Here is a 13,973-nt window from a genome sequence, read left to right on the forward strand (position 1 = left end):
GCGCGTGGTCAGTGCGAGCGTGAGATCAGCTCGAGGAGCGCTCGGCCATATGCCTCCGAAGGGTCGGGGTGCTCGAATGCGATCATGTCGCCACCGATCTCGACCTCGACGCGAAAGGCGTCTTCGAGGCGCACCAGCGCGCGGAAGGTGCCCCGGAGCAGCTCGCGCAGCTGGTCCTCCCGCGGCAGCCACACCGCCTCCGCGAGGGTCACCGCGTCGAGTGCCCATTCCGTTGTGCCGTTGAAGGCCAGGTCAGTGCCGCTCGGTGTCTGACGGGCCTCGATCGTCATCTCGCTGACGGTGAAGACCTCGGCCTCGGCTTCGCGCTCCACCTCGTCCGGCAGGTCGAGCTGGAAGCGGTCGCCCTCGGCGGGATGCCAGACCAGTCCGGAGTCTCGCAGGGCGACGGCGAGCTCGCGTGTGATCATCTCCTCACGCTAGACGACCGGACTCGCCGAAGGCTCGGCGAACCTGTGGATGACGACGACGTCGTGTCGGCGGCGTGGGGCAGAGTGGGGGCATGACTTCCGCAGCCCCCGCCGATACCCGTGAGGCCGCACGCGCGGCGCTGCGCGAACTCGTCGGCCGCTCAGACGCCGACTTCCACGACGGGCAGTACGAGGCGATCGAGGCGCTGGTCGAGGGACGTCGGCGCGCGCTCGTGGTGCAGCGCACCGGCTGGGGAAAGTCCGCGGTGTACTTCGTCGCGACCCTGCTGCTGAGGCGTCAGGGCGCAGGGCCGACCGTGCTGGTGTCGCCGTTGCTGGCACTCATGCGCGACCAGATCGCGGCTGCAGAGCGTGCGGGGGTGCGGGCCGTCGCGATCAACTCGACCAATGCTCACGAGTGGACCGACGTGCTGGGGCAGCTCGACCGCGACGAGGTCGACGTGCTGCTGGTCTCGCCGGAGAGGCTCAACAACCCCGCGTTCCGCGAGCAGCAGCTGCCGGCGCTGGTGCGTCGCATCGGCATGCTCGTCGTCGACGAGGCCCACTGCATCAGCGATTGGGGACACGACTTCCGCCCCGACTACCGGCGGCTGCGCGACCTCATCGCGCAGATGCCCGCCGATGTGCCGGTGCTGGCGACCACCGCGACGGCGAACAGTCGCGTCGTGGCAGATGTCGCCGAGCAACTCGGCAGTCTCCAGAGCGGTGACCGCGACGCCGAGCCGGTGCTCACGATCCGCGGCCCGCTCGCGCGCACGTCATTGCGTCTGGGAGTGCTGCGGCTGCGCGATTCGGCGAGCCGTCTCGCGTGGCTGCTCAGCCACATCGACGATCTTCCCGGTTCCGGCATCATCTACACGCTGACCGTCGCGGCCGCCGTCGACACCGCCCGGCTGCTGCGAGACCACGGACACGACGTGCGGGCCTACACCGGACAGACCGACACCGACGAACGGGCCGAGTCCGAGGCGATGCTCAAGCGCAACGAGGTCAAGGCGCTGGTCGCCACCAGCGCACTGGGTATGGGCTTCGACAAGCCAGACCTGGGCTTCGTGCTCCACCTCGGTGCACCCTCGTCGCCGGTGGCCTACTACCAGCAGGTCGGCCGTGCCGGCCGTGCGAGCGAGAGCGCCGACGTGCTGCTGCTGCCCGGTGTCGAGGATCGCGACATCTGGCATTACTTCGCGACGGCATCGATGCCGGATCGTGAGCGTGCGGAACGCGTCATCGGTGCGCTCGGCGCTACCCCGATCTCGACGCCGGCACTCGAGGCGATGGTCGACATCCGCCGCACGCCGCTCGAGCTGCTGCTGAAGGTTCTCGACGTCGACGGCGCGGTGCGGCGCGTGCAGGGCGGATGGGTCGCGACCGGCGAGCCGTGGACCTACGACGCCGAGCGTTACGAGCGCATCGCCGCCGAGCGTCTCGCCGAGCAGCAGCACATGATCGAGTACGAGCAGACCGACGGCTGTCGTATGGAGTTCCTGCAGCGCGCCCTCGACGACGACACGGCCGCGCCCTGCGGAAGGTGTGACAACTGCGCGGGCGGGTGGTTCCCTCGCGAGATCGGAGAATCCGCGAGCTCGCAGGCCGCGGAGTCGCTCGACCGTGTCGGTGTGCCGATCGAGCCTCGTCGTGCCTGGCCGACCGGTGCCGATCGGCTCGACGTGCCGGTCAAGGGGCGCATCCCCGCCGATGAGCAGGCGGGCGAGGGGAGGGCGCTGGCGCGTCTCACCGACCTGGGCTGGGGAGGGGCGCTGCGCGATCTGTTCGCGGCGGGGGCGCCCGATGCCGCGGTGACCCCGCAGCTGCTCCAGGCCTGCATCCGCGTGCTCGCCGGATGGGGGTGGGAGGAGCGCCCCGTGGCGGTGGTCGCGATGCCGTCGCGTTCGCACCCGCTGCTGGTCGACTCGCTCGCCCGCGGGCTCGCCGATGTCGGCCGGCTGCCGTACCTCGGCGCGCTCGAACCCGTCGGGGGCGGGCCCTCCGGCGGACCGGGTGGGAACAGCGTCTTCCGTCTCGCCGGACTCTGGGATCGCTTCAGCGCGCAGCACCTCGATGTGCCGCCGGGCCCGGTCCTCCTTGTCGATGACCTGGTCGACAGTCGATGGACCATGACAGTCGCTGCCCGGTCGCTCCGCCAGGCCGGGGCGACCGCGGTCCTGCCGTTCGCCCTCGCGCTTCGCGGCTGAGTGGATCAGACGTCGGGCGAGTGCTGGTCCGCCGCGCCGCACCGAGCGCGCATGTATGTCAGTCGTATGTGTCAGTCGTCGGCGGGCGCGACGCGCGGTGGCCAGGTGGTCGCTCCGAGTTCGCGGGAGACGTTCCGTGCCGTCTCTCGCAGGGCATTGAGGATCGCATCCGAGGCGGGTGTCTGCGATGTGGGCAGCACCACGGCGACCGCGGCGACGATGTCGTTCGACGCATCGGCGACGGGGGCGGCGATCGAGGACTCGCCGAGCACAGCCTCGTCGAACTCTCCGGCCGTACCGCGTTCGGCGATCGCCGGTAGCTCGAGGGTCAATCGTGCGACATCGGTGATCGTGTCGCCGGTGAGGCTGCGCAGTGGCTGCTCGAACACGCTCTGCTGGAAGCCCAGGTCGTAGGCGAGGAGCACCTTTCCCATCGCCGAGGCATGAGCGGGGATGGCGACCCCGGTCTCGAGCATCTGCTGGCTGTCGTCGGGGCGCAGGTTGTGATGGATGACGAGCACGTCGGTGAAGTGCGGTGCGCCCAGTCGTACCGAGAGATTCGTGCGGCGCGCGAGTTCCTGCGTCCACCGCATCGCCCTGGCGCGCACGTCGAGGGTGTCGAGATAGACGTTGCTCAGGCGCAGGAGGGTCGGACCGAGCATGTAGCGCTGGCCGCCCCGCTCCTTCGCGACCAGTCCGTGCGCGCGCAACGACTTCACGATCCCGTGCACGGTCGACGGCGGCAGGCCGAGTGCTGCCGCGAGGTCGGTGATGCCGAGATGGCGTGCTCCCTGGAGCAGCTCGAGGATCTTCGCCGCGCGGTCGATCGCCTGGATCACGGGGAGGCCTCCTTCGGGTGCGTCGTCGAGCCGGTGCAAGTGGAGCCGGGCTTCACGATTGATCTTGACAACCCGGCAGGGTCCGAGCATATTCGACATTAACGAATTGCTTTCGGATTTTTGCGAAAGCAGCCTCGAAGGATCAAAGGAGATCGAATGATGAAGAAGCTCATCAACGCCCCGGAAGACGTTCTCGTCGAATCGTTGAAGGGCGTCGCCCTCGCTCACCCCGAGCTCTCCGTCGACCTCGAGAACCATGTCATCACCCGCGCCACACCCAAGGCGCAGGGCAAGGTCGCGATCGTCTCCGGCGGTGGGTCCGGCCACGAGCCCCTGCACGGCGGTTTCGTCGGCACCGGGATGCTGGATGCGGCGGTCGCCGGCGAGGTCTTCACCTCTCCGACCCCTGACCGCGTCCAGGTCGCCACCCAGGCCGTGGATCGCGGCGCTGGCGTGCTCCATATCGTCAAGAACTACACCGGCGACGTGCTGAACTTCGAGATGGCCGCCGAGCTCGCCGCGATGGACGGGATCGAGGTGGGCAGCATCACCGTGGATGACGACGTCGCCGTGCAGGACTCCTTGTACACCGCCGGTCGCCGCGGGGTGGGTCTCACCGTGCTGCTCGAGAAGATCGTCGGCGCGGCCGCGGAGGAGGGGCGTGACCTCGCCGCCGTCCTCGAACTGGCCAAGAAGGTCAACGGTCAGGGACGCTCGATGGGCATGGCTCTGACGAGCTGCACCGTGCCCGCCGCCGGCAAGCCCACGTTCGACCTTCCGGACGATCAGATGGAGATCGGCATCGGCATCCACGGCGAGCCGGGGCGTCACCGCGAACCCCTCGCTCCGGCGTCCGAGATCGCCCGGCAGCTGGTCGAGCCGATCCTCGCCGACATCGATGCCGCAGGACCCGCAATCGTGATGCTCAACGGCATGGGCGCGACGCCGCTCATCGAGCTCTACCTCATGTACGGAGAGGTCGCGGCGATCCTCGAGAAAACGGGCGTGCAGATCGCCAGGAACCTCGTCGGCAACTACATCACCTCGCTCGACATGGCGGGGTGCTCGGTCACCCTCCTCAAGGCGGACGACGAGCTGCTGCGCCTGTGGGACGCACCGGTGAACACGCCGGGTCTGCGGTGGGGCGTCTGATGGCTGCGGTCGACACCACCGTCCTCGCCGATTGGGTCGCCAGGTTCGGCACGGCGGTCGCCGAGAAGCGTGACTGGCTCACCGAACTCGACTCGGCCATCGGCGACGCCGACCACGGCGCCAACATGGCTCGCGGCATGGGCGCGGTCGGCGAGAAGCTCTCCGCGGGCGCGCCGGGTACGGTCGATGAGCTGCTGAAAACGGTCGGCATGACTCTGGTGAGTTCTGTCGGCGGAGCCAGTGGGCCGCTCTACGGCACCTTCTTCCTGCGGATGGGGATGGCGGCCGGGCCGGTGTCCGAAGTCGACGGCCCCGCTCTCGCGTCCGCGCTCCGGGCGGGACTCGACGGAATCGTCGCACGCGGCAAGGCGGAAGCGGGGGACAAGACCATGTTCGACGCGATGGCGCCGGCGGTGGATGCGATGGATGCGGCGCTCGCCGGGGGCTCGTCCGTCGCGGATGCCGCCCGCGCGGCAGCGGATGCCGCGGCCGCGGGCCGTGATGCGACCCTCCCGCTGGTAGCCCGAAAGGGCAGGGCGAGCTATCTCGGGGAACGCAGTGCCGGGCATCTCGACCCGGGTGCGGCTTCCACGGCGATCCTCTTCGACACGCTCGCCGCGGCGGTCGCGAGCAGCGCCTGATGATCGGCATCGTCGCCGTCTCCCACAGCGCACGGCTCGGCGAGGCGGCACTGGAGCTTGCCCTGCAGATGGTGCACGACGACGATGGCGTGCGGGTGCAGGTCGCGGCCGGAGGAGGTGTGGATCCCGAGGGCGCACCCATTCTCGGGACGGACGCGGTCGCTGTCGCCGCGGCGATCGACGAACTCGCCGCTGATTGCGATGGCGTGCTCGTCCTCATGGACCTGGGATCCGCCGTGCTCAGCGCGGAGCTCGCGCTGGAGCTGCGGTCGAGCGACGTGCCGGTGCGGCTCGCCCCCGCCCCGTTCGTGGAGGGACTCCTCGCGGCCGTGGTCTCTGCTGCTGCGGGCGGTTCGCTGGACGCGGTGGCCGCGGAGGCCGTGGCGGCGTTGGGGGCGAAGACCGGTGCGCTCGGTGTCGAAGAGGAACACGCACCGAAGGCTCCCGATGTCCCGGCTTCGGGGGGCGATGCCCAGGTGCGCCGGGTGCGCGTGCGCAATTCGCTCGGCATCCATGCGCGTCCTGCCGCCCTCATCGCCAAAGCGGCGGCAGGAGCGGACGTGCGCCTGCGCCGCCTCCCTGACGGACCCGACGCGGCCGCGGCTAGTCTGACCCGTCTCCTCGTCCTCGGGGCCCGGCAGGGCGACGAACTCGAGTTGTCCGCCCGCGGTGACGATGCGACGGAGGCGCTCGACCGCCTGGTCGCGCTGTTCGACGACGGGTTCGGCGAGGGGACGGAGCAGGCGCCTTCCGAGACGGCGGAGGCGCCCTCCGCTGCGGTATCCGCGGGCGACGCTGCGGTATCCGCGGGCGCCGCGCCGTCGTCGCCAGAGAGGGGGCCGGTGCGTGCGATCACGCCGGGTACCGTGCTTCGCGGCCGTGGCGTGAGCTCGGGTCGCGTCGCCGCGCCCGTGATCCACCTCGCGCCCCCGCTTCCTGAGCCCGATCCGACCACGGTCGTCCCCGAGGCCGATCGCGACTCCGAGGTCTCGGCGATCGAGTGGGCAGCCGTCGCCGTGGCCGATCAGCTCCGCTCGCGCACGGCCACGACGACGGGGGAGACCAGGGCGATCCTCGACGCCTCCCGCCTGTTGGCATCCGATCCCGAACTGGTGTCCGAGGCGACGGCGCTCGTGCGGTCGAAGGGACGCAGCGCCGCCCGTGCGGTCTGGGAGACAGCCGTGGTCCACGAGAAGGCGCTCGCCGCGCTGGGAGGGCGGATGGCCGAGCGCATCGCCGACATCCGCGACGTGCGCGACCGGATCATCGCCGAGATCCTCGAGGTCGACATGCCGGGCGTCCCCGAGCGCGATGAGCCGTTCGTACTGGTCGCAACTGATCTCGCCCCGGCTGACACGGCATTGCTCGCCGGCGGAATGTGCATCGCCCTCGTCACCGCGCAGGGCGGACCTACGTCGCACACCGCCATCATCGCGCGATCCCTCGGACTGCCGGCGGTGGTCGGTCTGACCGACGCGGAAGGCATCGCTGCGGGAGCGATGGTGCTCGTCGACGGTGACCGCGGCACGGTCGAGGTCGAGCCGACGCCGTCTCGCGTCGCCGAAGCGCGCGCGTCGGCGACGGTCGTCGAGTTCGACGGTGCCGGCGCCCTCTCCGACGGGCACCGTGTCCGGCTCCTGGCGAACGTCGGGGGCGCGGCCGACGCGACGATCGCGTCTTCAGCTCACGCGGAGGGCATCGGGCTCTTCCGCACGGAGTTCTGCTTCCTCGATCGCGCCGACGCTCCGAGCGTGGACGAGCAGATCGTCGCCTATCGTGGGGTGCTGGCGGCCTTCCCCGGGCGCAAGGTCGTGGTGCGCACCCTCGACGCCGGCAGCGACAAGCCGCTGCCGTTCGCCAACGCCGACAGGGAGGACAATCCGGCCCTCGGCGTTCGCGGCCTGCGGATCGCCAGACGTCGGCCGCAGCTTCTCGACGACCAGCTTCGGGCTCTCGCGCGCGCGGCCGCCGAGGAGCAGGCGCTGGTCGAGGTGATGGCGCCGATGGTCGCGACGGTCGATGAAGCCAGAGCGTTCGCCGACCGGTGCCGGGCCGCGGGGTTGGACCGGGTCGGCATCATGATCGAGACCCCGTCGGCCGCCCTGCTCGCGGCCGAGCTCTTCGAGGTCGTCGACTTCGTGAGTCTCGGCACCAACGACCTCGCGCAGTACACGATGGCGGCCGACCGCCTTCTCAGCGAACTGGGAGACTTGAACGATCCGTGGCAGCCCGCGGTGCTGCGACTCATCGCCGCCGTCGGCGAGGCGGGGCGAGCGGCCGGCAAGCCGGTGGGAGTGTGCGGCGAGGCGGGGGGCGACCCCGAGCTCGCACCGGTGCTGGTCGGGCTGGGGGTGACATCGCTGTCGATGGCGTCTCGCTCGCTGGGACGGGTGGCCGCGAGACTGAGTGAGCTGTCGTCGGACGACTGCCGAAGGGCTGCTGCCGGCGCGATCGAAGCGTCCTCCGTCGCAGCCGCCAGAGCGGCGTCGTCGTCGGCACTAGCTCGTGCCTGAGGAGGTCCGACACATCTATATGCGTGCAACGACATGCTTCCCCATCTCATTCTGATATCGACAAGCCGGCTCCCCAGGGGCCCGTGTGTGCTCGCGCCTATGCTCGTCGGAGGGGGCTCCGAGCTCGGCGCCACGATGAAGCGGAGGGCACATGTCCACACAGCTGTCTTTTTCGCGGGGCACGCTCGGGCTCCTCGCCGTCGGTGTCCTCCTCGCCCTGTCCGGGTGCACTCCTGCACCCCAGAGCACACCGAAACCGACTCCCTCGCCGGAGGCTTCGGCGCCGGCTCCCTACGACGGCCCTGTCGTGTTCGTCGGAGACGAGCTCGACTGGTTCCTGCCGGATTCCGAAGAGATCTCGGGCCTGCTCCCCGACGTCGGGGAGGTCGCCGCACCGACCCCTTCGCTCATTCAGATCTCAGACGGAGGCGGGCCCGACCCCGTTCCGGCGATCTGCAGCACGTTCGTGTATGAGCCGTCCCTGAGATCGGTCGGTGCCCGCTCGGTCACCTGGACAAGCTCCCTCCCAGACGAACGGGACGGGTGGCTGCACGTCCTCCAGTTCGCCGACGAGGCCGCCGCGCAGGCGCTGATGGATCAGTATGTCGATGCTGCACAGCAGTGTGCCGAGTTCACATACGGCGGTCCTTCGACGTTCGCCTCGACGGTGCGAGAGTCCGACGACGGAGTGAGGGCCGTCGCCGGCTCATTGGTCGTCGACGACGGTTTCGGAGGCGGCAACAGGCTCTACCTGGGGTACGCCACGGTCGGAAACGTCGTCGTGAACTTCTGGCAGCCGTTCTCGGGTGACGGCGCTTTCGACAGCGTGCAGGCCGCGGAGTTCCTCCGCGACAAAGCATCAGACGCTAGGAAGCAGCTGGTCGAGGAGCTGACGGCGAATCCGCCGGAGCCGTCGGAGACCCCACCAGCGGCAGACCCTGCTGCCGCGTGGAGCACGTGGGAGGTGACCGATCGTGGCGTCGGTCCGATCCTTCTCGGATCCGAGCTCGAAGACGCCATCGCGGCGGTGCCGGGAGCGAAGGTGATCAGGCCGGAGTGGGATGGTGGGCAGACGCGACTCGTCAGTCCAGACGGGTCTGCCTCCTTGCTGCTCTGGACGGACGATGGGGGCACGGTCGTCGCCGCCGTCTCGGTCGGGTTCGCGAACGTTTCGGATGAGCCCCGCGAAGACCCTGCTGCGCTTCCGGCCGCGGGCGATGTGCGTATCGGCGACACGGTTGCCGAGGCCATGAGCGCTTTCCCCGGTGGGACGTCGGTCAGGATCGTGTCCTCCGGCGAGTACTTCTACGACTGGACGACGCGGGAGGGTGCGCTGATCCGGTTCCGTGTCGACCGGGATGCGATGGACCCGGCGGCCGTGATCACCGGAATCCTGACGGAAGATGCCACGCTGCGCCAGATTCCGGATTTCGGCTGAGTCCTCTCCGGCGGGTGGCGCGCCTCGAAGTCCGACCCATCGACTCTTCTGACTAACTGAACGATCGGTCGGTTAGTATGGGCGGATCGGATGACGCGCCTGCGGTATCCGACCCGCTCGACGAGGAGGTCGACGATGACAGAAGCGACGACGAAGACGGCGGACGCCGTGCGCCCGAATCGCGCCATGATGGAACGCGACCGCGCATCGGCGTCGCTGGGACTCGTCGTCGAACGCGACGACCCCGGTCATGCGGTCGTGTCGATGCGCGTGCGTGACGACATGACGAACGGCTTCCACATCACGCACGGCGGATTCGTGTTCGCCCTCGCCGACACCGCTTTCGCGATCGCGTGCAACGAAGACGATCGCGTCACGGTGGCCGCCGGTGCGGATATCTCGTTCCTCAAGTCGACCGTCTCCGGCCAGACGCTCACGGCGACGGCCGTCCGACGTTCGCGCACCGGCCGCTCCGGCATCTACGACGTGACGGTCATCGATGAGCAGGGCGACCCCGTCGCCGAGTTCCGCGGGCGTTCCCGCACCACCAACCAGACCTTCTGATCCCCACTCCCGGAGAATCTCGTGTCGACGACGACCGCAACCGCCTCCCGTGTCCGCCCTCCCACATCCGCCGAGCTCGATGTCGAAGAGCGTATGAGTCGCGATGAGATCGCCGCTCTCCAGCTCGAACGACTCCAGCAGACCGTGCGCCACGCGTATGCGAACGTGCCCCTCTACACGCGCAAACTCGATGACGCGGGCGTGCATCCCGACGACATCCGCACGCTGGACGACGTGCAGCGGCTGCCGTTCACGACCAAGGCGGATCTGCGCGAGACCTATCCGTTCGGGATGTTCGCCGTGCCGATGTCCGACGTCGCCCGCATCCACGCATCGAGCGGCACCACCGGCCGTCCGACGGTGGTCGGTTACACCAAGGGCGACCTCGAGCGTTGGGGGTCGCTGGTGGCGCGGTCGTTGCGGGCGAGCGGGATCCGCCCTGGCATGAAGGTGCACAACGCCTACGGATACGGGCTGTTCACGGGCGGGCTCGGCGCACACGCGGGGATCGAAGCCCTCGGCGCCACCGTCATCCCGATGTCCGGCGGTCAGACGGCCCGCCAGGTGCAGCTCATCCTCGACTTCGAGCCCGACGCGATCCTGTGCACGCCGAGCTATCTGCTCACGATCGCCGACGCGATGGCGGTGCAGGGGGTGGACCCGCGCTCCACCTCGTTGAAGGTCGCGGTGCTGGGTGCCGAGCCGTGGTCGAACGAGATGCGGCACGAGCTCGAACAGCGCCTCGGAATCGACGCCCTCGACATCTACGGGCTCAGCGAGGTCATGGGGCCGGGAGTGGGCAACGAATGCCTCGAGACGAAAGACGGCCCGCACCTGTGGGAGGACCACTTCCTGCCGGAGATCATCGACGGCGAGAGCGGCGCGACGCTGCCGGACGGGGACCTCGGTGAACTCGTCTTCACCTCCCTCACGAAGCAGGCCTTCCCGGTGATCCGCTACCGCACCCGCGACCTCACCCGTCTGCTTCCGGGGACAGCGCGCCCCGGGATGCGGCGGATGGAGAAGATCACCGGACGCAACGACGACATGATCATCCTGCGGGGCGTGAACCTGTTCCCCACGCAGATCGAGGAGCTCGTGCTGGGGATCGAGCAGCTGACGCCGCACTTCATCCTCGAGCTGTCGAAGGACGGCCGGATGGACACGCTGAAGGTGCGGATCGAACGCCACCCCGACCTGTCGGTGGCGACCTGCCGGAGCGCCGCGGAAGTGCTCGCGCAGCGCATCAAGATCTTCGTGGGTTCGACCGTCGCCGTGCAGCTGGAGGAGCCGGGCACTCTGCCGCGGAGCGAGGGGAAGTACAAGCGGGTGTACGACCTGCGGTGACGACGGGCGACACCCGGATCGCCTCGCGGTCGACGATCCGGGCCGCGAGCGTCATCGGGTGCGAGACTGTGGGGTGATGTCCGAGATGCAGAGCACACGACGAGGCCGCCCCGGTTACGACCAGCAGGGAATCCTCGGTGTCGCCGTCGCCGCCTTCAACGAGTACGGGTACGACGCGACGTCGATCGGCATTCTCGCCGAGCGGCTCGGACTGTCGAAGTCGGCGATCTACCACCACTTCGGTTCGAAGGACGAGATCCTCGACCTTGCGCTCGATGCGGCACTGAGCGGCCTGGAAGCCGTGGTGGAGGAGCCGCTTCCCGAGTCGGGCGACGCCCCGGAGGCGTCGAGCGCGGTCGACCGGCTCGAGCTCGTGCTGCGCGGCGCCGTCCGGGTGCTCGTGGAACAGCTGCCGGCGGTGACGCTGCTTCTGCGCGTGCGGGGCAACACCGAGGTGGAGCGCAAGGCGCTGATCCGCCGTCGCGCGTTCGACCGTCGGATCACCGCGCTCGTGTCGGAGGCGCAGAGCGAGGGTGCGCTGCGAGCCGACATCGACGCGAGCGTCGTCGCCCGTCTCGTGTTCGGGATGATCAACTCGATCGTCGAGTGGTACCGGCCCGGCGGGCGCGAGGGCGCCGACCGTCTCGCCGACGACGTGGTCGCGATCGCTCTCGACGGGCTGCGCACGAACGACGACGCCCGAGCCGCGGCCGTCTGACCCCGGCTACGGCGTCCGCTGCTACGCAGCCGCTTTTCAGAGTGCCGCCTGCTCCTTCGCGACCAGCGTGAGCACGTCGTAGGTGGCCACGATGTCGTCGTGCTGGTTCTTCAGCATCGCGTCCCACCGCACCTCGCCGTACTCGTCGGTCTCGCGCGGGGTGATCTGCTTCGCGGTGAGCTCGACGCGGATGTCGTCGCCGGGGGAGACCGGCGTCACGAACCGCAGGTTCTCCAGCCCCGAGTTCGCGAGCACGGGGCCCGGCGCGGGGTCGACGAACAGTCCCGCAGCCCACGACACCAGCAGGTACCCGTGCGCGACGCGTCCGGGGAAGAACGGGTTGGCGGAGGCTGCGGTCTCATCCATGTGCGCATAGAACGTGTCGCCGGTGAACGCCGCGAACGTCTCGATGTCGTCGAGCGTGACGGTGCGGGAACCGCTCGCCACCTGGTCGCCCACGCGGAGCTCGGCCAGCGACTTGCGGAACGGGTGCACTCCGTCGCTCTGCTCGAACGGGCGCGCGGCCGCACCCTGGTGCCAGACGCCGGTGAGTGCGGTCATCATCTCGGGTGAGCCCTGCACAGCGGTGCGCTGCATGTGATGCAGCACGGCGCGGATGCCACCGAGCTCCTCTCCTCCGCCCGCGCGACCCGGACCGCCGTGCACGAGGTTCGGCAGCGGTGAGCCGTGCCCGGTCGAGCTGCGCGCATCATCGCGATCGAGGAAGAGCACGCGCCCGTTGTACGCGGCCATCCCGGTCGCGAGTGCGACGGCGACCTCGGGGTCGTGCGTGGCCACACTCGTCACGAGCGACCCTCCGCCCCGCGCCACGAGCGCGCTCGCCTCGTCGAGGGTGCGATAGCCGACGATGCTCGACACCGGGCCGAACGCCTCGATCTCGTTGACGGCGGCGCTCTCCGGATTGGGGAACCGCAGCAGCATCGGCGCCACGAACGCGCCGTCAGGAGCGAGGCCTTCGCTGCCGTCGCCATGCCTCACGGTCGGTGCGTCGGTCGTGCCGATCACGAGCTCACCGCCGCCGTCCTGCAGACGGCCGACCTGGCGCAGCACCTCCTCGCGCTGCGCGGTCGAGGCGAGTGGACCCATCGTCACCCCCTCGGCGCGCGGGTCACCGAGGACGACGCGCGTAGACAGCCGTTCTCGGACCGCGGCGATGACGTCATCGACCGAATCCGCCGGCACGATCGCCCGACGGATCGCCGTGCACTTCTGCCCGGCCTTGGTCGTCATCTCGGTGACGAGCTGCTTGACGTACGCGTCGAACTCCGGGGTTCCGGAGACGGCATCGGTCCCGAGGATCGAGGCGTTGATGGAGTCGGTCTCGCTCGTGAAGCGCACACCGCCCGTCTGCACGGAATCGTGAGCGCGCAGTTTCTCGGCGGTCGACGCCGAGCCGGTGAAGGCCACGAGGTCGCCCAGTCGCAGTTCATCGAAGAGCCCCGGCACGCTGCCCGAGACCAGTTGCAGCGAGCCGTCGGGGAGGAGGCCGGACTCCACCATCACGCGCACCATGGCTTCGGCGAGATACCCGGTCGGGGTGGCGGGCTTCACCAGGGTCGGGACACCGGCGAGGAACGCGGGAGCGAACTTCTCGAGTGATCCCCAGACCGGGAAGTTGAAGGCGTTGATCTGCACGGCCACACCGCGGAGTCGCGTGTAGATGTGGCGGCCGAGGAAGGAGCCGTCCTTGGACAGGTTCTCCACGCCTCCGTCGACATACACCTTCGCATTCGGCAGCTCGCGTCGGCCCTTGCTCGAGTACGCGAACAGCACGCCGATCCCGCCGTCGATGTCCACCCAGGAATCCTGCGCCGTGGCACCGGTGCGGCTGGAGAGCTCGTACAGCTCGGCCTTGCGCGCGGTGAGGGCGAGCGCGAGCTGCTTGAGCCGCACGGCGCGCTGATGGAAGGTGAGTTCTCCGAGCGACGCCTGTCCCACGGTGCGGGCATGATCCAGCGCGGTACCCAGGTCGAGCCCGTCGGTCGAGACGCGGGCCACGACCTCTCCCGTCGACGCATCGCGGACCTCCATGGCCTGCGCGTCGGACGTCGGCGTCCACCACTCGCCCTGGATGTAGCTGGGGAGGATCCCGGTCATCT

At 69.5% G+C, this 13,973-nt stretch carries 11 protein-coding genes; 8 read left to right on the plus strand and 3 right to left on the minus strand.

The features are described from left to right. Window positions 1–8 precede the first annotated feature (8 nt). Complete coding sequence (locus ACIQLD_RS17155; protein ID WP_402609933.1) at window positions 9–428, minus strand: pilus assembly protein CpaE; 420 nt, start codon at window positions 426–428, stop codon at window positions 9–11. 92 nt (window positions 429–520) lie between these two features. Between ACIQLD_RS17155 and ACIQLD_RS17160 the strand changes: the two genes are divergently transcribed. Further along, the gene (locus ACIQLD_RS17160; RefSeq protein WP_402609936.1) at window positions 521–2,641 is read left to right on the plus strand and encodes a RecQ family ATP-dependent DNA helicase; all 2,121 of its coding nucleotides are present in this window, start codon (window positions 521–523) and stop codon (window positions 2,639–2,641) included. Window positions 2,642–2,712: 71 nt separating this feature from the next. On the opposite strand, the gene ACIQLD_RS17165 is transcribed toward ACIQLD_RS17160, so the two are convergent. Further along, window positions 2,713–3,480: an IclR family transcriptional regulator gene (locus ACIQLD_RS17165; protein ID WP_402609938.1), complete on the minus strand. Its 768-nt coding sequence runs from the start codon at window positions 3,478–3,480 to the stop codon at window positions 2,713–2,715. Window positions 3,481–3,639: 159 nt separating this feature from the next. Here ACIQLD_RS17165 and dhaK point away from each other — a divergent pair, with 159 nt between their 5' ends. The 7 genes from dhaK to ACIQLD_RS17200 all read left to right on the plus strand — a co-directional run bounded on the left by dhaK (window position 3,640) and on the right by ACIQLD_RS17200 (window position 11,853). Further along, window positions 3,640–4,632: a dihydroxyacetone kinase subunit DhaK gene (dhaK, locus tag ACIQLD_RS17170; RefSeq protein ID WP_402610300.1), complete on the plus strand. Its 993-nt coding sequence runs from the start codon at window positions 3,640–3,642 to the stop codon at window positions 4,630–4,632. Then, a complete protein-coding gene (gene dhaL / locus ACIQLD_RS17175) occupies window positions 4,632–5,273 on the plus strand; it encodes a dihydroxyacetone kinase subunit DhaL (RefSeq protein ID WP_402609940.1) in 642 nt (213 codons plus the stop codon). The genes dhaK and dhaL overlap by 1 nt, the downstream gene beginning before the upstream one ends. Then, window positions 5,273–7,786, plus strand: a complete 2,514-nt coding sequence (gene ptsP / locus ACIQLD_RS17180) for a phosphoenolpyruvate--protein phosphotransferase (RefSeq protein WP_402609942.1) — start codon at window positions 5,273–5,275, stop codon at window positions 7,784–7,786. Before dhaL ends, ptsP begins: the two co-directional genes overlap by 1 nt. Window positions 7,787–7,937: 151 nt before the next feature. Beyond that, window positions 7,938–9,224, plus strand: coding sequence for a hypothetical protein (locus tag ACIQLD_RS17185; RefSeq protein WP_402609943.1), 1,287 nt, complete (start codon window positions 7,938–7,940; stop codon window positions 9,222–9,224). A gap of 135 nt (window positions 9,225–9,359) precedes the next feature. Further along, window positions 9,360–9,788, plus strand: coding sequence for a hydroxyphenylacetyl-CoA thioesterase PaaI (paaI, locus tag ACIQLD_RS17190; RefSeq protein WP_402609945.1), 429 nt, complete (start codon window positions 9,360–9,362; stop codon window positions 9,786–9,788). Between the two features lie 21 nt (window positions 9,789–9,809). Continuing rightward, window positions 9,810–11,135: a phenylacetate--CoA ligase PaaK gene (gene paaK, locus ACIQLD_RS17195; RefSeq protein ID WP_402609947.1), complete on the plus strand. Its 1,326-nt coding sequence runs from the start codon at window positions 9,810–9,812 to the stop codon at window positions 11,133–11,135. Window positions 11,136–11,211: 76 nt separating this feature from the next. Continuing rightward, on the plus strand, window positions 11,212–11,853 hold the full coding sequence (locus ACIQLD_RS17200; RefSeq protein WP_402609949.1) for a TetR/AcrR family transcriptional regulator: 642 nt from the start codon (window positions 11,212–11,214) through the stop codon (window positions 11,851–11,853). Window positions 11,854–11,889: 36 nt separating this feature from the next. Here the strand turns inward: ACIQLD_RS17200 and paaZ are convergent, their stop codons facing one another. After that, entirely contained in the window at window positions 11,890–13,971 is a 2,082-nt protein-coding gene (paaZ, locus tag ACIQLD_RS17205) for a phenylacetic acid degradation bifunctional protein PaaZ (RefSeq protein ID WP_402609951.1), read from the minus strand. Between the last annotated feature and the right edge of the window lie 2 nt (window positions 13,972–13,973).

It is taken from the genome of Microbacterium sp. NPDC091662, from assembly GCF_044756705.1.
In the GTDB taxonomy this organism is placed as follows: Bacteria; Actinomycetota; Actinomycetes; order Actinomycetales; family Microbacteriaceae; genus Microbacterium.

Bases quoted from the DNA above. Each gene is read 5' to 3' on its own strand.
- dhaL (WP_402609940.1), top strand. From the start codon at position 4,632: ATGGCTGCGGTCGACACCACCGTCCTCGCCGATTGGGTCGCCAGGTTC.
- ACIQLD_RS17160 (WP_402609936.1), top strand. From the start codon at position 521: ATGACTTCCGCAGCCCCCGCCGATACCCGTGAGGCCGCACGCGCGGCG.
- ACIQLD_RS17185 (WP_402609943.1), top strand. From the start codon at position 7,938: ATGTCCACACAGCTGTCTTTTTCGCGGGGCACGCTCGGGCTCCTCGCC.
- ptsP (WP_402609942.1), top strand. From the start codon at position 5,273: ATGATCGGCATCGTCGCCGTCTCCCACAGCGCACGGCTCGGCGAGGCG.
- ACIQLD_RS17155 (WP_402609933.1), bottom strand. From the start codon at position 428: ATGATCACACGCGAGCTCGCCGTCGCCCTGCGAGACTCCGGACTGGTC.
- paaZ (WP_402609951.1), bottom strand. From the start codon at position 13,971: ATGACCGGGATCCTCCCCAGCTACATCCAGGGCGAGTGGTGGACGCCG.
- ACIQLD_RS17200 (WP_402609949.1), top strand. From the start codon at position 11,212: ATGTCCGAGATGCAGAGCACACGACGAGGCCGCCCCGGTTACGACCAG.
- paaI (WP_402609945.1), top strand. From the start codon at position 9,360: ATGACAGAAGCGACGACGAAGACGGCGGACGCCGTGCGCCCGAATCGC.
- dhaK (WP_402610300.1), top strand. From the start codon at position 3,640: ATGAAGAAGCTCATCAACGCCCCGGAAGACGTTCTCGTCGAATCGTTG.